The 19,160-nt window shown below is 67.0% G+C and carries 18 protein-coding genes; 8 read left to right on the top strand and 10 right to left on the bottom strand.

The window, feature by feature from the left end:
* Positions 1-227: 227 nt before the first annotated feature.
* The gene (locus HOP58_RS03970) at positions 228-1,211 is read left to right on the top strand and encodes an SDR family oxidoreductase (protein WP_010627098.1); all 984 of its coding nucleotides are present in this window, start codon (positions 228-230) and stop codon (positions 1,209-1,211) included.
* A gap of 92 nt (positions 1,212-1,303) precedes the next feature.
* Complete coding sequence (locus HOP58_RS03965; protein WP_010627099.1) at positions 1,304-2,698, top strand: hypothetical protein; 1,395 nt, start codon at positions 1,304-1,306, stop codon at positions 2,696-2,698.
* Positions 2,699-2,752: 54 nt separating this feature from the next.
* On the opposite strand, the gene HOP58_RS03960 is transcribed toward HOP58_RS03965, so the two are convergent.
* From HOP58_RS03960 to HOP58_RS03950, 3 genes are read right to left on the bottom strand one after another with little or no spacing between them, the layout of a single operon-like run.
* Positions 2,753-3,388, bottom strand: a complete 636-nt coding sequence (locus HOP58_RS03960) for an ATP-binding cassette domain-containing protein (RefSeq protein ID WP_234259624.1) — start codon at positions 3,386-3,388, stop codon at positions 2,753-2,755.
* Positions 3,385-5,079, bottom strand: coding sequence for an ABC transporter permease subunit (locus HOP58_RS03955; RefSeq protein ID WP_234259623.1), 1,695 nt, complete (start codon positions 5,077-5,079; stop codon positions 3,385-3,387). The genes HOP58_RS03960 and HOP58_RS03955 overlap by 4 nt, the downstream gene beginning before the upstream one ends.
* A 15-nt stretch (positions 5,080-5,094) precedes the next feature.
* On the bottom strand, positions 5,095-6,291 hold the full coding sequence (locus tag HOP58_RS03950) for an ABC transporter substrate-binding protein (protein WP_234259622.1): 1,197 nt from the start codon (positions 6,289-6,291) through the stop codon (positions 5,095-5,097).
* A 137-nt stretch (positions 6,292-6,428) separates the two neighbouring features.
* Between HOP58_RS03950 and HOP58_RS03945 the strand changes: the two genes are divergently transcribed.
* The 4 genes from HOP58_RS03945 to HOP58_RS03930 all read left to right on the top strand — a co-directional run bounded on the left by HOP58_RS03945 (position 6,429) and on the right by HOP58_RS03930 (position 10,207).
* Entirely contained in the window at positions 6,429-7,940 is a 1,512-nt protein-coding gene (locus tag HOP58_RS03945; RefSeq protein WP_234259621.1) for a nodulation protein NfeD, read from the top strand.
* 50 nt (positions 7,941-7,990) lie between these two features.
* The gene (locus HOP58_RS03940; RefSeq protein WP_010627105.1) at positions 7,991-8,791 is read left to right on the top strand and encodes a slipin family protein; all 801 of its coding nucleotides are present in this window, start codon (positions 7,991-7,993) and stop codon (positions 8,789-8,791) included.
* 65 nt (positions 8,792-8,856) lie between these two features.
* On the top strand, positions 8,857-9,759 hold the full coding sequence (locus tag HOP58_RS03935) for a DMT family transporter (RefSeq protein WP_234259620.1): 903 nt from the start codon (positions 8,857-8,859) through the stop codon (positions 9,757-9,759).
* 79 nt (positions 9,760-9,838) lie between these two features.
* Complete coding sequence (locus tag HOP58_RS03930) at positions 9,839-10,207, top strand: winged helix-turn-helix domain-containing protein (RefSeq protein ID WP_234259619.1); 369 nt, start codon at positions 9,839-9,841, stop codon at positions 10,205-10,207.
* Positions 10,208-10,220: 13 nt separating this feature from the next.
* Here HOP58_RS03930 and modC read toward each other — a convergent pair whose 3' ends face one another.
* The 3 genes from modC to modA are packed head-to-tail and all read right to left on the bottom strand — an operon-like array spanning position 10,221 to position 12,760.
* The gene (gene modC, locus HOP58_RS03925) at positions 10,221-11,282 is read right to left on the bottom strand and encodes a molybdenum ABC transporter ATP-binding protein (RefSeq protein ID WP_234259618.1); all 1,062 of its coding nucleotides are present in this window, start codon (positions 11,280-11,282) and stop codon (positions 10,221-10,223) included.
* Positions 11,279-11,977, bottom strand: coding sequence for a molybdate ABC transporter permease subunit (gene modB, locus HOP58_RS03920; RefSeq protein ID WP_234259617.1), 699 nt, complete (start codon positions 11,975-11,977; stop codon positions 11,279-11,281). The genes modC and modB overlap by 4 nt, the downstream gene beginning before the upstream one ends.
* Before the next feature lie 6 nt (positions 11,978-11,983).
* A complete protein-coding gene (gene modA, locus HOP58_RS03915) occupies positions 11,984-12,760 on the bottom strand; it encodes a molybdate ABC transporter substrate-binding protein (protein WP_010627113.1) in 777 nt (258 codons plus the stop codon).
* Positions 12,761-12,974: 214 nt separating this feature from the next.
* On the opposite strand from modA, the gene HOP58_RS03910 reads away from it, so the two are divergent.
* Positions 12,975-13,349 (top strand): RidA family protein, encoded by a 375-nt coding sequence (locus HOP58_RS03910; RefSeq protein ID WP_234259616.1) that lies wholly within the window; start codon positions 12,975-12,977, stop codon positions 13,347-13,349.
* Positions 13,350-13,357: 8 nt separating this feature from the next.
* Here the strand turns inward: HOP58_RS03910 and HOP58_RS03905 are convergent, their stop codons facing one another.
* From HOP58_RS03905 to HOP58_RS03890, 4 genes are all read right to left on the bottom strand, one after another.
* Positions 13,358-14,881, bottom strand: a complete 1,524-nt coding sequence (locus HOP58_RS03905; protein ID WP_234259615.1) for an ABC transporter permease subunit — start codon at positions 14,879-14,881, stop codon at positions 13,358-13,360.
* Positions 14,878-15,642 carry an ATP-binding cassette domain-containing protein gene (locus HOP58_RS03900; RefSeq protein ID WP_010627117.1) on the bottom strand — a complete coding sequence of 255 codons (765 nt, stop codon included), beginning with the start codon at positions 15,640-15,642 and terminating at the stop codon, positions 14,878-14,880. The genes HOP58_RS03905 and HOP58_RS03900 overlap by 4 nt, the downstream gene beginning before the upstream one ends.
* Complete coding sequence (locus HOP58_RS03895) at positions 15,642-16,514, bottom strand: putative selenate ABC transporter substrate-binding protein (RefSeq protein WP_010627118.1); 873 nt, start codon at positions 16,512-16,514, stop codon at positions 15,642-15,644. The genes HOP58_RS03900 and HOP58_RS03895 overlap by 1 nt, the downstream gene beginning before the upstream one ends.
* 80 nt (positions 16,515-16,594) lie before the next feature.
* Positions 16,595-17,455 carry a MurR/RpiR family transcriptional regulator gene (locus HOP58_RS03890; RefSeq protein WP_010627119.1) on the bottom strand — a complete coding sequence of 287 codons (861 nt, stop codon included), beginning with the start codon at positions 17,453-17,455 and terminating at the stop codon, positions 16,595-16,597.
* 196 nt (positions 17,456-17,651) lie between these two features.
* On the opposite strand from HOP58_RS03890, the gene zwf reads away from it, so the two are divergent.
* Entirely contained in the window at positions 17,652-19,160 is a 1,509-nt protein-coding gene (gene zwf / locus HOP58_RS03885; RefSeq protein WP_234253619.1) for a glucose-6-phosphate dehydrogenase, read from the top strand.

Below are 19,160 nucleotides of genomic sequence, written 5' to 3'. Positions count from 1 at the left end.
CTCACCCGCCGATACAGAGAAAGCGATTCATCTGTGCCATATTGATGCTTAGCAATGACGTGTTTTTTGGCTTTTCAAGTAAATTAATGTGCTTGAGATTAGTTTGTTGTTTTGCCAATTGATGCAGATTGTACGCCTGTCCCGATCTTGCCAAGGGATGACGGTCGGCACATGAGCGTGCCGCTCAATGAATCGCTAGACGCGTTGATTTTCCAAGGAGGTAGGTCATGAAACGCAGCGAGTTACACGACGCCATCGTGGTCATCACCGGTGCCTCGAGCGGCATCGGTCGTGCCACGGCTCATGCTTTCGCCCGCAGCGGAGCCACCGTAGTGCTGGCATCCCGGCGAGAACCTGCGCTGCAGGATACGCTGCAGGAGTGCGAGCGTCTTGGCGGACGCGGCATCGTCGTACCCACTGATGTGTGCGAGGCCGATCAGGTCGAGCGGCTGTGCGAGAAGGCGGTGGAGCGCTACGGGCGCGTCGACGTCTGGATCAACAATGCCGCGGTGACGCTGTTCGGGCGCCTGGAGGAAACGCCGCGCGATGCTTATGAAAAGGTGATCCAGACCAACCTGATGGGCTGCGTCAACGGAGCGCGGGAGGCGATTCGTCAATTCCGCGAGCAGGGCCACGGGCGGCTGATCAACGTCTCTTCGATGGTGGCCCATGCCGGCCAACCCTTCACCAGTGCCTACGTGACCTCGAAATGGGGCATTCGCGGTCTGTCGGAGTGCCTGCGCATGGAGCTTGCCGATGCGCCGGACATTCACGTCTCCACAATTCTGCCTGCTTCCATCGATACGCCGCTGTTTCAGCGTGCGGCCAACTACGTGGGGCAGCCGGTCAAGGCCATGACGCCTGTCTACCCCCCGGAGAAGGTGGCCGCGGCCATCGTGCACGTGGCCAGGCACCCGATGCGCGAGCACTTCGTCGGCAACTCGGGGCGCATGATGGCGGCGCTTCGCACCGTGGCGCCGCCGCTCGGCGAAAAGATGATGGAGCGCAAGGTGAACAGCGATCACTTCGCCCAGGATCTGCCCATCGAGCCCGGTTCGGGCAACCTGTTCCACTCCCACGGAGACGGGGCCGTCCGCGGCGGCTGGATCGAGCGCGAACATGGCGGCGCCGGCAGCGGTATGGGGCTGGCGCTAGGGCTGGCGGCGGTAGCGCTGCCGTTGGCGCTGTACGCCTATCATCGCCAGGCCTGACACCGCTTCACACCGCCAAGCCTGCCTGCCGGGAGCGACAGGAGGTCGCTCCCTTGGGATTTTTACCCTATCGCTGAAGACAGGAGTTTCTCATGCGACCCAGTTCCCCTTCCTACATCGCCGATTTCGATTCCGCCACCGGCATGCTGCGTGCCGCTTCCAATTACCTGCACGGTCAGGATTACCCTGGTCTGGGCAAGGGCCATCTCATGGGCCACCTGGTGCAGGCAGCGAACAAGCTGCCCCAGGCGGCTCGCGAAGAGGTCTACGCGGTGGGCGGCGTGACAGAGGGGCACGCCCCGGACAAGCTCGATCAGATCGATGCCGAAAAGGTGGCGGAGTGGATCACGGCCCGCTATCCCCAGCGGCGCTATCAGGCGGTGATGGTCGGCTCGGCCAGCGGTGCGCTGACCCATCTCTCGGCCGCCTTCGACATCCCCTGGCTACCGCAGACCTTCTTCATCCCGGTGCGTCACCTCACGGGGGACAATGACGACCCGAAGGGGGCCATGGAGTTCGGTCGTCGCTACGCCCCCAAGCTGCTCGAGGCCAATCCGGACTTGCAGCTACACCACATGCACGATGCCAATCAGGACCGTCTGATGGTGGAGTACATGGACTACTTCCGGGTCAAGCGACTGACCCTGGGCCGGGCATACGAGCGCTTTCTCGAGGCGAATCTCGAGCCGGGCGGCACCATCATCGTGACCGAATGCCGCAGCAGTTGGCCGACGACCCGTATCGGCGAGCGCCACTTCTTCCAGCACGGGGCGCTGGGGGGCGCCACCGAAGAGGAGTTCCTGCACGGCAGTGAGCGGGTCGAGGAGTACCTGGAGCGCTACGATTCGCCGGTGCGGCGCTGGGACTCGCCGGAGCCGGATGGCAGGAGCCCCGAGGCGGAGTGGGGCTTCGAGGCGGCGCTGCGGGACGACATCCTGCGCTTCGCCGTGCAGCACGGCTACCAGGTCAAGCGATTGATCTACGACGAGCCTGACTCCCTCAGCCCGATGGTGGCCGACTTCTACCGCGACTGGTATCACCAGCGCGGCATGAAGTCCAACCGGGTGCTGGTCGAGTCCTTCATCATGCTCGAGCCCTACTGGGCGCTACGCACGGGCTCGGTGCCGTTCTGGATGAAGTTCAACATGAACCCGTCGGTGGATACCATCGAGTCCTACCTCGACTCTCGCGAGCCCTTCGACGAGATCAACCTGATGCTGTTCAACAACGGCGTCGAGGGGGTGGGGTTCCCGCAGATCGACCGTTGGCGCCAGGTGCTGGACCGGGCCCGCAAGCAGGGGCAGTTCATCGGGGTCAGCGAGGAGCTGCACCCGCGGGATTTCGGCTCGCTGGGGCGCTACTACATCGAGACCAAGCAGAAGATCCCGGCGCGCTATCCGCTGCCGGGGCCGCTGCCGCTGGCGCGACTGACCGACTACATGGAACGCCACGGTGAGCGCTACGACGTCGAACTGCTGGCGGCGTGAGGCTCGTCAGCCGGCCTGCTTCGCCCGCTCAGGGGCGGGGCAGGCCGACCCCACTCATTGTCCCAGTTCGATCACCCTGCCGCCGGCGTCCTCGGCATCTTCGCGGTCGTGGGTTACCAGCAGGCTGGGCAGGCCCGCCTCGCGCAGCCGGTCGAAGACCAGCCGGCGCATGTCGTGGCGCAGCTGCCGGTCGAGCTTCGAGAAGGGCTCGTCGAGCAGTACGGCCCGCGGCTCGGAGAGCAGCAGTCGCATCAGCGCCACTCGGGCTCTCTGGCCGCCGGAGAGAGTGGCCGGGTCGCGCGGCCCGAAGCCGGCCAGGCCGACCTGCGCCAGCGCCGTCTCGACCCTTGCCGCCTTGTCGGACATGGCGCGGGGCATGCCGAAGCGAAGGTTGCCGGCCACCGAGAGATGCGGGAACAGCAGCGGGTCCTGGAACAGCAGGCCGATGCCGCGACGTTCTGCCGGCAGGCTGGCGATGTCGTGCCCGTCGAGCAGTACCCGGCCGCTGGCCTGGAAGGCCGGTGCCAGGAAGCCGGCCAGGTAAGCCAGCAGAGTCGACTTGCCCGATCCCGATGGTCCCATCACGGTGAAGACCTCGCCGGGACCGATCTCGGCATCGAGTTCGAGCAGTGTGCTGCCTGCCAGGACGAGGCGGACCTCGTCCAGCACCAGGCGGTGACCTGTGCTCATGGTGAACCCCTCATGTCGCGTCGATTGCGCCACAGCAGCCGTGGCAGGCCCACGGCGATGACGAAGCCTACCAGCGGCAGGCTGGCCTGAACCATCGCCCACACGCCGATCACCCGACGATTGCCACCGGCGGCCAGCGACACCGCCTCGGTGGTCACAGTGGGCACGCGACCGGCCCCCAGCAGCAGGGTGGGCAGGTACTGGCCGATGCTGACAGCCAGGCCCACGGCGGCGGCGGTGAGCAGCGGCGCCAGCAGCATCGGCAGCCGCACCCGCCAGAAGGCGCCGCTGCGCGAGGTACCGAGACTCAGCGCCAGCTGCGACCAGCGCGGGTCGAAGCGGCGGTAGCTCTCCGCGAGGGAGAGGAACACGTAGGGCAGCACGAACAGCAGGTGGCCGAAGATCACCAGCGCAGGGGTGGGGCGCGTGCCCAGCGACTCCATCACCACCACCAGCCCGAACAGGAAGGCGATCTGTGGCACGATCAGCGGCAGGTAGAGCAGCGTCAGCGCCGAGAGCAGTCGTCCCTGTGCCGGCTGCCGGCCCGTGCGTTGCTCGTTCTCCAGGGCCGCCAGGGTCAGCGCCAGGGCGATCAGCGTAGCGCCGATGGCGATCAGCGCCGTGGTGGCGACCGGCCCCGAAAGAGCGGGCAGGGCGCGCAGCCAGTGCGCCGCGGTGAGGCTCTGCGGCAGGGCATCGGGAAAGCGCCAGAAGCCGGCAATGGAATACAGCGCCAGGCCGGCGATGCCGGCGAAGGCGGTGAGTGTGGCCAGCCCGATCAGCCCCTTACCCGCCAGGCGCAGCGGCGAGTCGCCATTGCCGCGACCGCCACGTGCGAGCCACTGCCGCCCCAGCCGGGCGACCAGGCGTTCCAGACACCACCAGGCGATGAGCGCCGCGGCCGTGACGCCGAGCTGCAGCACGGCGCCGGCCGAGGCCATGAAGCGCCGGCTCAGGTCGGGGTCGTTGAACCAGACCAGAATCGAGACCGCCAGCGTCGGCGGCAGGGTCGGGCCGAGAATCAGCGCCACGTCGACCACCGACGTGGCATAGGCGATGACGGCAAAGACCGGCAGCCGGATCAGCGGATAGAGCGAAGGGGCTACCACCTTGAGCCAGGCAGTGGTCGGGCGATAGCCGAGCGAGCGGGCCATGGCCACGCGCCGCTCCGGGTCGATCTGAGGCAGGGCGGCAAGGCACATCAGCAGCAGGAAGGGGATCTCCTTGATGATCAGCCCGGCCATCAGCGAGAGCCCCCAGGGGTCCTGAACGATCAGCACGTCCGGCGGGCGCTCCCAGCCGGTGAGCCCCGGCGAGACCAGCCGTGACAGCAGGCCGGATGGCGCGATCAGGAAGGCCAGGCCGAAGGCCGCGGCGGCGTGGGGGATCGACAGCAGCGGCGCGACCAGGCGTCGAATCCACCGGTCCAGCCGGCTGCCCGACACCCCGGCCAGAAACAGCAGCACCACGGCCAGCGAAATGGCCGTGGTAATCAGACCGCTGGCGAAACTCACACCCACCGAGCGGACCAGGCCCGGTTGGGCCAGGAGCAGCCGCCAGGGCTCCAGGCTGAAGGCATGGCCGCCCAGCGCCGGCATATAGCCGAACGCAGGCAGCAGCGCCATGGTCAGGCCGGCCAGTATCGGGCCGACCAGCAGGATGACGATCAGCCACGGAGCAAGGCGCAGCATCGGCAGCGGCTGTCCCTAGCGGCCGACGTAGCGCGCCTGCCAGGCGTCCTGCAGCGCCGTCATCCAGCTCGGATGCGGCTCCGGCAGGGTCTCGGTCAGCGCCTCCGGGGCCAGCAGGGCGGGGTTGTCGTGCGCCTGCTCGAAGAGTGCGCGGGTCTCGTCGTCCAGCCGCGTCACGTCGAGCACGGTGGGATCGCCCCACACCGAGATGTCCTGCTTGCGTGCCTGGGCTTCGGGCGAGAGCAGGAAATCGGCCACCACCATGGCGGCGGCACGGCGCGGTGAGTTGAACGGAATGGCAACGAAGTGCACGTTACCCAGGGTGCCGCCGTCGAGCACGTAGCTGCGGGTCGACTCGGGCAGCTCGAAGTCGGCCACCGCGGCAGCCGGCTCCGCCGGATTGAAGGTGAAGGCCAGCGCGACTTCGCCGTCGGCCAGCAGGCGCCGCAGCTCGGGGCCATTGGCGGGGAACTGTCGCCCGCTGCGCCACAGGTGGGGGTGAAGGGCGTCGAGATACTCCCACAGCGGTGCCGTGACTTCCTCGAAGTCGCTCTGCGCCACCGGTTCATAGAGGGCATCGCCATCGTCGACCAGGGCAATGAGTGCCTGCTTGAGGAAGGTGCTGCCGAGGAAGTCGGGAATGCGGGGATAGGTGAAGCGTCCCGGGTTGGCCTCGGCCCAGGTGAGCAGCTGCGCCATGCTGCGCGGCGGCTCGTCTCCGACTTCGTCGGCGTCGTAATAGAAGGTGATCTGTGCCTTGCCCCAGGGCGACTCATAGCCTTCCGTGGGCAGCGTGAAGTCGGTGACCACCTCGGGATTGTGTTCCGGAAAGGTCAGCGCGAAGTTGGGCAGCCGCTCGGCAAAGGGGCCGTACAGCAGGTCGTTCTCTTTCATGGCGGCGAAGTTCTCGCCGTTGAGCCAGATCAGATCGATGCTGCCGTCGTCGTGATTGCCGGCGCTGCGCTCGGCCAGCACGCGGGAGACGGCGGCACCGGTATCGTCGATCTTGACGTGTACCAGCTCGATCTCGTACTCATCTTGCACTCGCCGCTTCACCCATTCGAGATAGTCGTTGACCCGTGTATCGCCGGCCCAGGCGTGCCAGTAGACGCTCTGGCCGCGGGCTTCGTCGAGTACCTGCGACCATGTGTCGGCTGCCGCCGGCGGTACCAGGGTCAGCGAGAGGGCAATGGCAGTGACAAGTTGGCGCATCGGCGTACTCCAGGATGGGCTTCGTGGCGGGTTCGGCTTTCTCGGCTTCGCCTGCTAACCTGATTTAAGGAGAAACTGAAACACCACCAGTGGGGTCCTACAAGCATACCCATATCACGACGCGAGGTAAGTCTGTCATGAGCGTGCGCCGTGTCGCCTGGTTTCACCGTCTTGTGCTGTGGTTCAGCTTCCTGTGCCTGGCTGCCGGCGGTGCCCTGCTGGCCTGGCAGAGTCAGGCTCAGGAGAACGAGCGCATCGCCCTGGTGATGACGGTGGAGGGGGCCATCGGGCCGGCCACCGGCGACTACTTCGAGCGCGGGTTGCGCAAGGCGGCCGAGCGTAATGCCGAACTCGTCGTCGTGCAGATGGATACCCCGGGCGGGCTCGATGCCACCATGCGCAGCATGATCCGCGCCATGCTCACCTCGCCGGTGCCCGTGGCCATCTACGTCTCCCCCAGCGGCGCCCGTGCCGCCAGCGCCGGCACCTATCTGCTCTACGGCAGCCACGTCGCTGCCATGGCCCCTGCGACTCATCTGGGCTCGGCCACGCCGGTGCAGATGGGCGGCGGCTTTCCCGGCATGGACGAGCGCGACGAAGAAGAGGACGCGACGAACGGGGAGAACGAGGCGAACGAGGAGCGCAACGCACGGGAGAATGACGAGGCGGAGCAGGAAGCCAACGAGGCTAACGAGGCCAACGATGCCGAGGCGGCGGAGGCCGAAGGCGACACCCCCGCCGATACGCGCCGGCGCGGCGAGACCGCCATGGAGCGCAAGGTGCTGGAGGACGCCGTCTACTACATTCGCGGGCTGGCCGAGCGCCATGGCCGCAATGCCGACTGGGCCGAGGAGGCGGTACGCGAAGCGGTCAACCTGACTTCCCGCGAGGCGCTCGAAATCAACGTCATCGACGTGGTGGCGAGTGACATCGACGACCTGCTGGAGCAGATCGACGGTCGCGAGGTGGTCATGGAGCGCGGCGAACGCACCCTGAGTACCGCCGACATCACCATCGAGCGCTTCGATCCCGACTGGCGCACCCAGTTCCTGCAGGTGATCACCAACCCCAACGTGGCCTACTTCCTGATGATCATCGGCTTCTACGGGCTGATCTTCGAACTCTCCAATCCGGGGGCCCTGGTGCCGGGCACCATTGGCGTCATCTCGCTGCTGCTCGCGCTGTTCGCCTTCCAGCTGCTGCCGATCAACTACGCGGGGCTGGCACTGCTGCTGGTGGGGCTGGGCTTGATCGTGGGCGAGGCGTTGATGCCGAGCTTCGGTATCCTCGGCATGGGCGGGATCGCGGCCTTCGTAATCGGCTCGGTGATGCTGATGGATACCGACCAGCTCGCCGTCTCTTTGCCGATGATCGGCGGCGTTGCCCTGGTGGCGGCGGTGCTCATGCTGTGGGTGATGATTCGCTTCACCGGCCTGCGCCGACGTCCGGCCCGCACTGGCCAGGAGCAGCTGATAGGCTGTCATGGCGTTGCCCTGGAGGACTTCCAGCATGAAGGCCATGTGCGCATGCGGGGGGAGCGCTGGAATGCACGCAGTCCCGTTGCTTTGAGGCGTGGAGAGGCGGTCAGAGTGGTGACGGTCGACGGCCTGACGCTACACGTCGAGCCCGTGCCACGAACCGCTCGATAATGTAACGGAATTCATCGAGTTCAAGCGCAACCACATCAAGGAGAGTTCCCATGATGCTCGAATATCTCATTCCGGTCGTCCTGCTGTTCATGCTGGTCGCCGCCTCGATCCGCATTCTGCCGGAGTACAAACGCGGCGTGATCTTTTTCCTCGGTCGCTTCCAGTCGGTCAAGGGACCGGGGTTGATCATCGTGATTCCCGGCATTCAGCAGATGAGCGTGGTGGACCTGCGCGTGATCACCATGGACGTGCCGGAGCAGGACGTCATCTCCCAGGACAACGTCACGGTGAAGGTCAACGCGGTGCTCTATTTCCGCGTGGTCGATCCCGAGAAGGCGATCATCCAGGTCGAGAACTTCGCCGTGGCCACCAGCCAGCTGGCCCAGACCACGCTGCGTTCGGTGCTCGGCAAGCACGATCTCGACGAGATGCTCTCTGAGCGCGACAAGCTCAACGACGACATCCAGGAGATCATCGACGCTCAGACCGAGGAGTGGGGCATCAAGGTGGCCAACGTCGAGATCAAGCACGTCGACCTCAATGAGAGCATGATCCGCGCCATCGCCCGGCAGGCCGAGGCCGAACGTGAGCGGCGCGCCAAGGTGATCCACGCCGAAGGTGAGCTGCAGGCCTCGAAGAAGCTGGTCGAAGCGGCCAACGTCATGGCCGAGAACTCCGCTGCGCTGCAGCTGCGTTATCTGCAGACCATGAGCGACATGAGCAACAAGAACGCCTCGACCATCGTCTTCCCGCTGCCGATGGACATCATGGAGGCGTTCCGGCACATGCAGGCGTCCACCGCCCAGGCCAAGACCAACGCCACGCGGCCCGACGATCTGGGCGAAGGCTGAGCGAAGCGTGCCACGTCCGCCCGGACGTGGCATGCTGAGGCGATCCGACGGACTTCGAGGTCGCCTTGATCCACTCCCTTTCGCACCGCCAGCAGGGGCTGCTGCTGACCGGCGGCGGTGCACTGATCATTTCCCCCGACGCCCTGCTGATCAAGCTGATCGGTCTGCCCGACAGCCAGATCCTGCTGTGGCGCGGGCTGCTCACCGCGCTGGGGTTCCTGCTCATCATGCTGGCCCGCCACGGTGCCGGCACCGTCGCTGCCTATCGCCGCTGCGGCTGGACCGGTATCGGCGTGGCCGTGCTGTTCAGCCTCTCCACCTATGGCTTCGTGCTCGGCAACCAGTACACCAAGGGCGGCAACGTGCTGATGATCCTGGCTGGAGCGCCGCTGATCGCCGCCCTCCTGTCACGCTTGTTCCTCGGCGAGCGGCTGCCCCGGCGCACCTGGCTCGCCATCTGGATCTGTCTGTTCGGCACCTCGCTGATCGTGCTCGACGATGCCGGTGCCGGCTCATGGATGGGCAACGGTTTCGCCCTGCTGGCGGCCACGGCGCTGGCGGCCAACTTCACCCTGTGCCGTACCCGCCCCGGGGTCGACATGAGCCCGATGCTCACGCTATCGGGACTGATCGTGGCCGCCACGGCGGGGCTGCTCGGCCTGGCCGGCGGCAGCATCGCGCTGCCGCCCGCCGACAGCCTGCTGCTGCTGATACTGCTGTGCCTGGTGCTGCTGCCGCTGGGCTTCACCCTGATCCAGCGGGGGCCGCTCTATCTGCCCGCCGCCGAGGTGGGGCTGCTGATGCTGATGGAAGTGGTGGTGGGCACGCTATGGGTATGGTGGCTGCTGGCCGAACGACCGGCGCCCATTGCCTTGCTGGGCGGCGGCCTGGTGCTCGGCACGCTGCTGGCCAAGGGGCTTTACGAACGCCGGCTGGAGCGGCGGTTGAGGGGGCTGGGCGAGGCTTGAGCGAGGCCTCGGGCAAGCGCGATGCCGGGACCTCGGTAGGAGTGCTACCATCCTGCTGACTAGTCCAAGGAGGCACAGCGTGGCCGCCCATGATCCTACCGTTCCCCGCCTGCGCATCCAGTTGGGGCCTGCCATTGCCATCGGCCCGGGCAAGGCGCAACTGCTTGAGGCCATTGCCTCCACCGGGTCGATCAGTGCCGCTGCGCGTGAGATGGGCATGAGCTATCGGCGTGCCTGGATGCTGGTGGACACCATGAACCAGTGTTTCAAGGCGCCGTTGGTAGCCACGGCTACCGGCGGCAAGCGGGGCGGTGGGGCCAGCATCACGCCCTTGGGCCAGGAGGTGCTGGAGCGCTACCAGCGCATGCAGCGTATCGCCAGCGAGGCGGTGGCCGAGGAGATGGAAGCCTTCACTGCGCTGTTCGCCGATTCGCCGCCGTCCAGCTGATCGCCTTTTAAATCTAGAGCACTCGCGCCCGCACCTGAGCATGCACGATCATGCCGGGGGCGAGTGCCAGGCGCTCCACGGCCTCGCGGGGAATGCGCGCGAGCAGGGTCTGGTCGCCGAGGCTCAGATGCACCAGCCGGTGGCCGGGGTGGGGGTCGTCGTCGATCCCGGCGACCCGCGCCGGCAGGCAGTTGAGCACGCTGGAATCCCGCGCGGGGCTCAGGCTGATCGCCACGTCGTTGGCCCTGACGCTGAGCCTCAGGCGCGCGCCCGTTGGCGCCTGCTCCCGCGAGACCCGCAGTCGCACGTCGCCGCAGCCGAGCGTGACCAGCTGCCGCCCGGCGTCGTAATCCAGCACCTGCGCCTCCAGCACCGCGGCGGCATTGTCGGCATGGGCCAGCGGCAGGTCGCTGCGAGTCAGCAACTCCTGCAAGGGGCCGGCGGCCAGCACCCGGCCTGCCTCCAGCAGCACCATGTGATCCGCCAGCCGGGCCACCTCCTCGAGAGCATGGCTGACGTAGACCAGCGGTATTTCCAGATGATCGTGAAGCCGCTCCAGGTAGGGCAGGATCTCCGCCTTGCTGGTGGCGTCCAGCGACGCCATGGGCTCGTCCATCAGCAGCAGCCGGGGGCTGGCGAGCAGGGCCCGGGCGATGGCCACGCGCTGGCGCTGGCCGCCGGAGAGCGCTTGCGGGTATCGCTCGAGCAGTGCCTCGACGCCGAGCAGTCGCACCGTCTCGTCGAAGTCGACCCGGCGTCGGTCGGCCGGTACCCGCCGGTAGCCGTAGCGCAGGTTGTCGCGCACCCGCAGGTGGGGAAACAGGCTCGCCTCCTGGAACACGTAGCCCAGCGGGCGGCGATGTACCGGCAGGAAGCGTTGGTCATCCTGCCAGCGGCAGTCGTTCACCGTCAGCCAGCCCCTGGCTCTCTCCAGGCCGGCCAGACAGCGCAGCAGCGTGGTCTTGCCCGAGCCGGAGCGGCCGAACAGCGCGGTGACGCCGCGCTCGGGCAGGGTCATCCGGGCGTCCAGCACGAAGTCGCCGCGCTCCAGCCGAAACTCGCAGGCCAGGCTCATGGCGCCACTCCCACGATCTTGAAGCGCTTGTTGAGGGCATAGATGCAGACCAGCATCACGAAGGCCGTCACGATCAGGAACAGCGACAGGCGGTGAGCGGCGGCATAGTCCATGGCCTCGACATGGCTGTAGATGGCGATGGAGGCGACCTGGGTCTGGCCGGGGATGCCGCCGCCGATCATCAGCAGCACGCCGAATTCGCCCAGGGTATGGGCGAAGGAGAGTACCGCCGCGGTGAGCAGGCCCTGGCGCGACAGCGGCAGCACCACCGACACCAGTCGATCCAGCGGCCCCGCCCGCAGGGTGGCGGCTACCTCAAGCGGGCGGCGCCCCATGGCCTGGAAGGCGTTCTGCAGCGGCTGCACCACGAAGGGCAGCGAATAGACCATCGAGCCGATCACCAGCCCGGTGAAGGTAAAGGCCAGGTGGCTCGCGCCCAGGCGTTCCAGGGTGCCGCCCACGGCGCCGCGGGGGCCGAGCAGGATCAGCAGGTAGAAGCCGATCACCGTGGGCGGCAGCACCAGCGGCAGCGAGACCAGCGCCTCGATCACCACCTTGATGCGGCGCTGGGTATGGGCCAGCCACCAGGCCAGCGGCAGGCACAGCACCAGCAACAGGGCGGTGCTGATCAGGGCCAGGCGGAAGGTGAGCTGCAGCGCGATCCAGTCGGCCTCGCCGATCCCGAACCAGGTCATCTCGCCTTACTCATCGGGTAGCTGGAAGCCATAGGCACGCATGATGCTGCGGGTTTCCGCCGAGCCCATGTAGTCGGCGAACAGCCGGGCGGTAGGGTTGTCGGCGGCGCGGCGGGTGATGATGAAGCCCTGGGTGAGCGGTGCGTGAAGGGAATCGTCGATCAAATGGTAGCCGCCCTGGTCGAGTATCGACGGGTGGCGGACCAGCGACAGGGCGATGATGCCCACCTCGGCGGCACCGCTCTGCACCAACTGCATGGTGTGGGCGATGTTCTCGCCGAACACCAGCCGCCGCTCCAGCGTTTCCCACAGGCCGCTGGCACGCAGGGCCACCTGGGCCCGGTCGCCATAGGGCGCATGGCGGGGGTTGGCGATGGCGATGCGGCGGAAGCGCTCGTCGGCAAGGTCGTCCAGGGTCAGTGCCGAGGCGTCGAGCCCGTCGCTCCAGATCACGATGCGGCCCTCGGCGTAGGGGATCACCTCGCCGGCGGCATGGCCGGCCTCTTTCAGTGCCTGGGGGTAGGCGATGTCCGCCGAGAAGAACAGATCGAAGGGGGCGCCATGCTCGATCTGGCTGCGAAAACGCCCCGAGGAGCCATAGAGCACCTCGATGGGATGCTCGGGATGATCGGCGGCGAAGTTCTCCAGTATCTCGTCCATAGCGAAGCGCAGGTCCGAGGCGGCGGCAATTCGGGTCGGCTTCGGGTCGGCCAGGGCCGTTGCGATGGTCAGGCTCAGGCCGAGGACGGCCATGCCGGCCAATAGACGAAAAACACGGCTCATCGATCGTTCCCCCGTTGGGTTCTTCTGTGCTCGTCCGGCTAGGGCGAGTCATCGTCATATCCCGGTGGATATAACGATCCGTCGTATACTGCCATGCATAACGTTGGCTGGATATACCGCACAGGAGGTATCCCTGCGGATGCCGGTGGGGCATCGACGCTGAGCGCTGGGGATGCGGTAGAATCGACGGGCTTTAACTTCCGAGGAGAAAGAAATGACCATCGTCCGTCATGATACCAAGGCGCGCATGAGCCGCGCGGTGATTCATCAGGGTATCGCCTACCTGTGCGGCCAGGTAGCCGGCCCCGAGGCGCGCCACGGCGACATCACCGAGCAGACCGAAAGCATGCTGGCGCGGGTGGATGCGCTGCTGGCCGAGATCGGCTCGGACCGCGAGCACCTGCTGACGGCCACCATCTACCTCAAGGACGGCCATGACTTCGCCGCCATGAACGCGGTGTGGGACGCCTGGGTACCCACCGGCCATGCCCCGGCACGTACCTGCGTCTGCGCGCCCATGCCTGCCGATGAGCTCAAGGTGGAGATCACCGTCACGGCGGCAGTCGTCGGCGGCGAATACAGCTACTGAAGCCCCGCCTATCTCACGCAGGGGTCGTCCAGCGGCGCCTCTCGCGGCCGCAGCCGTCGCGAGAGGGTGTCCACGGCGATGTTGAGCGCGGCGGTGATCAGCAGCAGGAAGAAGGCCACGTCGAACATCAGGTAGTCGAAGCCCTCTTCGATATAGAAGCCCAGCGTGGCCACCCCCAGCATGCCGAGAATCGCCGTTTCGCGCAGGATCACCTCGGCGCGATAGTAGAGCAGCGCCAGCAGCCCGGGGTAGACCCGCGGCAGCAGCTCGTAGGCCAGGCGCCCGCTGGCCGGCAGGCCCGGCATGCCGGGGTTGATGGCATCGGCGTGGCGTGCCACCAGGAAGGCGATCAGGGCCCCGTTGTGCAGCGCCAGGGCCAGCCAGGCGGGCAGCAGCGAGGGGCCGAGCAGCAGCAGGAAGACGAACGCCAGTATCAGCTCCGGTGTCGAGCGCAGGAAGATCAGCACGCCGTGCCCGGCCAGTCGCGTGCCGCGATTGCCGAAGTGCCGGCTTGCCAGCGGCCACAGGAGCAGCGCCACGGCGAGCGCGCCGACGGTGCCGAGCAGACCCAGTAGCAGGGTATTGCCGATGGCCGGTCCCAGCGCCGGGATCCGCGCCAGCCAGGCGAGCACTCCCGCCCAGTCGCCGGCCAGCAACGCCGCCGGCCAGATATCCTCGGAGACGAAGCGCCACAGCAGCGCGCCGTCCACGTTGGGCCACGGCCCCAGCAGCCAGACGCCCCCCACCAGCAGCAGCGGGATCAGCCGTTTGTGGCCCCACCACGGCAGGCTGGCGATCAGCAGATAGAACAGCCACAGCAGCGCCCCCGCCTCGTGATAGCGGCCCTCGCGAAAGGCAGTCTCGAGATGGAAGCCCAGGGTCGGCAGGCCGACGAAGCCGAGCAGCACGCTGGCGCGCAGGCCGCACTCGAAGCGATAGCGGGTATAGGCGGCGAGCTGGGACCAGGCCAGCGGCAGCTCGGCGTAGACGAAGCGTGCCAGCCGTCCGCTGCCGGGTGGCAGGGCGTCGCGCGGTGCGCGCGGCGTCTGCTCGAGGATCTCGGCGTAGACCTTGGCGAAGATACCGGCATAGGGAATCGCCAGCGCCGCCAGGGCGGTGAGTGCCGAGAGACCGAACACCTGCAGGAACAGCAGTGCCCAGAACAGCTCGTGAATGGCGCGCACGAAGGCGCAGCCGGCGCGCACCAGGCGTGAGCGGGCGAACAGCAGCGCCAGGGGAAAGCCCAGCACCACCCCGGCCAGGGTGCCCCACAGGGCCACCGCCACGGTCAGGCCCAGGGCCGTGAAGGGTGATTCCAGCGCGCCCCAGGCGGGCCAGGCCAGCCCGGCGGCCATGCGCCCGAGTTCGCCCCAGGGGTCGCGGGTGTGAATGGCCAGGTCGGCGAAGGGCACCAGCAGCACGGCAAGCGCCACCAGGCCCAGGCTGTGACGGGCCAGGCGCAGGCCGGGGGAGCCGCCGCGCCACCAGCTGCGTGCCGAGGGCGGACGGCTGTCGACCAGACTATCGCTCATGGCCGCCCTCGGGCGCAGGGCAGCGCCTCGGGGCTGGGCAGCGGCACGTCGTCGTTGCCGGGCGGTGGGCTGCCGGCCGGTTCCGCGGCGTCGGGATAGAGCGCATCGAGTTCGGCCAGGCTGAGCTCGTCGGCGCGGGCATCGATCGCCAGGCGGCCGTCGCGCAACCCCCACACCCGGTCGAAGTGGGAGAGCGCCAGCTCGCGCTGGTGCAGCGCCACTACCGAGGTGGTGTGGCGGGAGTCGATCAGGTCCAGCAGCCGCAGCGCCTGGTGAGGATCGACGCTGGCCACCGGTTCGTCACCCAGGAACAGCGGGCGGGCCTGATACAGGGCGCGGGCGATGGCCACCCGCTGGCGCTGGCCGCCGGAAAGCTCGCCCACCGGGCGGCGCATCAGGCCGTTCAGGCCCAGTTCGTCGCACAGTGCGGCCACTTCCCGCCATGGCCCGCGCAGTGGGCGCACCAGGTTCCACAGATTGGCCAGCGCCGAATGCTCCGGCAGGCGCCCCATGAAGACGTTGTGATAGACGGCAAGCTGCGGCACCAGGCCGTGATGCTGAGGGCACCAGGCCGCCTCTCCCCCCAGCCGGCGGCGCAGCTCAGCGAGCAGCGTCGACTTGCCGGCGCCGCTCTGGCCGAGCAGGGCGACCCGCTCGCCCTGGTGCAGGGCAAGGCTCAGGCGCGGCAGCACCACATGCGCGCCGTGACCGAGATCCTCGCCCTCGAAGCGAACCAGCAGGCGCCGTTGCTCGCTCTCCATCAGCGCAGCAGGCCGAGCTCTTCGGCCACCTCCTCGATGGGGGCATAAAGGTCGTTGTCAGCGGGAATGAACGCCTCACGGGGGAAGGAGGCGAGCAGCTCCGGGTCGTCCATCTCGAGGAAGGCGGCCCGCACCTTCTCGGTGAAGCCTTCGCCGAAGCGTTCGTCGGCGTCGCCGCGCAGGGTCCAGTTGTAGTCCGGGTAGGGCGGCGTGGCCCAGATCACCCGGACCTGGTCGGTATTGACCCGGCCATCCTCGACGGCGGCTTCCCACACCGTATAGTTGACCGCGCCGATGTCGTAGGTGCCGGCTTCGACCAGAGCAATGGTGCGCGAGTGATCGCCGGAGTAGCCGACGCGGGAGAAGAAACGCTCCGGGTCGACGTCGTCGAAGCGCTCACGGAAGAAGTGTTCCGGCATCAGGCGCCCGGAGGTGGAGGTGCGCGAGCCGAAGGTGAGGCTCATGCCTTCCAGCTCGTCGGGCAGCTCGTCGGCACGCTCGAGGCCGGTGGACTCGTGAGCGATGAAGTAGCTCATGAAGGCGTCGTCCTCGCTGCCCTGGGCCAGTGCCTGGGAGCCCGGGACCAGGCGCCGCGCCTGCACGCCGGAGAGGCCGCCGAACCAGGCCAACTGGACCTGATCGTTGCGGAAAGCGGTGACCGCGGCGCTGTAGGACTTCACCGGTACGTACTCCACCTCGACCCCGAGGCGCTCCTCGAGGTAGTCGGCCACCTTGCCGAAGCGCTCGACCAGACGCGCCTGATCCTCGTCGGGGATGGCGGTGAAGCGGAAGGTCTCGGCGGCGGCACCCTGCGCCAACAGGGCGAAGGCGAGGGCGGAGAGAGAAATGGCAGAACGTGCGATCCGTTGCATCGAGGGCCTCGAAGTGAGAAGGAAGGGAGCCGTTATTGTTGTGCCGTCACGGCGCCCTGACAACCCTTCGGCCGCTGGACTCAATCCTGGCGCGTCGCCGGGTAGCGGGTCTCCTGCAGGCTGTCCTTGATCTTCTTCAGGTGCGGCAGGAAGTCCTCGCCGCGACGCAGGGTCACCCCGGTGGCCAGCACGTCGATCAGGGTGAGCTGGATCATGCGTGAGGTCATCGGCATGTAGACGTCGGTGTCCTCGGGGGTGGCGACCTCCAGGGTTTCGGTGCACTCCGTGGCCAGCGGCGAGTCGGGTGCTGTGATGCCCAGCACCACGGCGCCGCTCTCCCGCGCCAGGCGGGCGATGTCGACCAGCTCGCGGGTGCGCCCGGTCCAGGAGATGACAACTACCACATCGCCGGTATGGCAGGCCGATGCCACCATGCGCTGCATCAGCACGTCGACATAGGCCGTGACCGGCAGGTTGAAGCGGAAGAACTTGTGCTGGGCATCCTGTGCCACCGCGCCGGAGGCACCCAGGCCGAAGAAGTGGATCTGCTTGGCCTGAATGAGGTAGTCCACCACCCGCTCGATGCGGGCCGGGTCCAGCGTGCGGCTGGCTTCGTCGAGAGCGGCAATGGTGGCGCCGAAGATCTTGCCCGTGTAATCCGCCGCCGCGTCGCCGGGCTCAACCGACTGGCTGACATAGGGCGTGCCGCCGGCCAGGCTCTGGGCCAGCTTGATCTTGAAGTCGGGATAGCCCTTGGCATCGAAGCTGCGGCAGAAACGGTTGACGGTGGGCTCGCTGACCGAGGCGGCCTGGGCCAGGCTGGCTATGCTCAGGCCGGTGGCCCGCGCCGGGTCGGCCAGGATGACGTCTGCTACCTTGCGCTCGGAGCGGTTGAGCTCATCGAGACGTTGTCGAATGCGTTGCAGCAGATCATGGGCCATGGCGGTTGCGACTCTCTGAAACAGATGATGTAGTGATTTAACAACAAAATGATGGGCTATCCTATCGCGGTGTCGTCCCGGCCGCGAATGAGGCAAGCTCATTGTTAGGAAATTAGTGTAATATTACAAAACAAACATTGCGCGGTAAGTGGTGCTGACGTATTTTTTATGTAAGTTAACCAGATTGGGGGCAAACATGAAGGCAACCAGGCGGTCTGAGGACGAGGATCGGCCGGTCATCGATCTGGCGCTGTTCGGCGCCCTGGGCGACCTGTCGCTGCGCAAGCTCTATCCCGCGCTGTACCATCTCGACCGCGAGGGGCTGCTGCACGACGACACGCGCATCCTCGGGTTGGCGCGCCAGGAGATGCAGACCGATGCCTTCCGCAAGCGCGTGGCCGAAACCCTGCAGACCTACGTCAAGCCTGCCGAGCTGGACCGCGAGACCGTCAAGCGTTTCACCGCGCGTCTCGATTTCCTGCAGCTCGACTTCGGCACTGCCGAGGGCTATCGCGCCATCGCCGAGTGGCGCAAGGCCGTGCGTCACGACACCGTGGTCTGCCCCCTGGTCGTCTATCTGGCCGTGCCGGCCAGCCTGTATGGCGATATCTGCCGCAATCTTCAGGCCGGTGAATGTCTCGACGAGCTTTCCCGGGTGGTGGTCGAGAAACCGATCGGCTACGACTTCGAATCCTCCTGCGAGATCAACGATGCCATCGGCGAGGTGTTCCCGGAGTCCCGGGTCTACCGCATCGATCACTATCTCGGCAAGGAGACCGTCCAGAACCTGATCGCGCTGCGCTTCGCCAATCCCCTGTTCGGCACCCAGTGGAATCAGAACCACATCTCCCACGTGGAGATCACCGTGGCCGAGCAGGTCGGCATCGAGGGGCGCTGGGGCTACTTCGACCGTGCCGGCCAGCTGCGCGACATGGTGCAGAATCACCTGCTGCAGCTGGTCTGTCTGATCGCCATGGACCCGCCGGCCAACCTGGATGCCGACGCCATCCGCGACGAGAAGGTCAAGGTGCTCAAGGCGCTGCAGCCCTTCAGCGAGGCCAAGCTCAATCGTGACGTGGTGCGCGGCCAATACATTGCCGGCACCATCAAAGGCAAGGGCGTGCCCGGCTACCTCGAGGAGGAGGGCGCCAACCGCGAGAGCGGCACCGAGACCTTCGTCGCGATGAAGACCGGCGTCTCCAACTGGCGCTGGGCCGGGGTGCCGTTCTACCTGCGCACCGGCAAGCGCATGCCCGAGAAGCTGTCGCAGATCGTGATTCACTTCCGCCAGCAGGCGCACTACATCTTCGACCCCGATCAGCGCAATCTGGCCGCCAACAAGCTGATCATCCGCCTGCAGCCGGACGAAGGCATCGCCCTGGAGGTGCTGACCAAGGACAGCGGCCTGGACCGCGGCATGCGCCTCCGTCGCGGGCCGCTGCATCTGGATTTCGGCAGCGCCTTCCCTCAGGAGCGCATTCCCGATGCCTACGAGCGTCTGCTGCTCGAGGTGATGAAGGGGCGCCAATACCTGTTCGTGCGCCGTGACGAGGTGGAGCACGCCTGGCACTGGTGCGACAGTCTGATTGCCGCCTGGGAGGAGATGGGCGAGCCGCCGCGGCGCTATCCGGCCGGCTCCTGGGGTCCGGTGGCCTCCATCGCCATGATCACCCAGGACGGGCGCAGCTGGTACGAGGACTACTGA

The sequence above is a fragment of the Halomonas sp. MCCC 1A11062 genome (assembly GCF_021404355.1).
Lineage (GTDB): Bacteria > Pseudomonadota > Gammaproteobacteria > Pseudomonadales > Halomonadaceae > Halomonas > Halomonas aerodenitrificans.
This window is presented reverse-complemented; position numbering and strand designations above follow the sequence as displayed.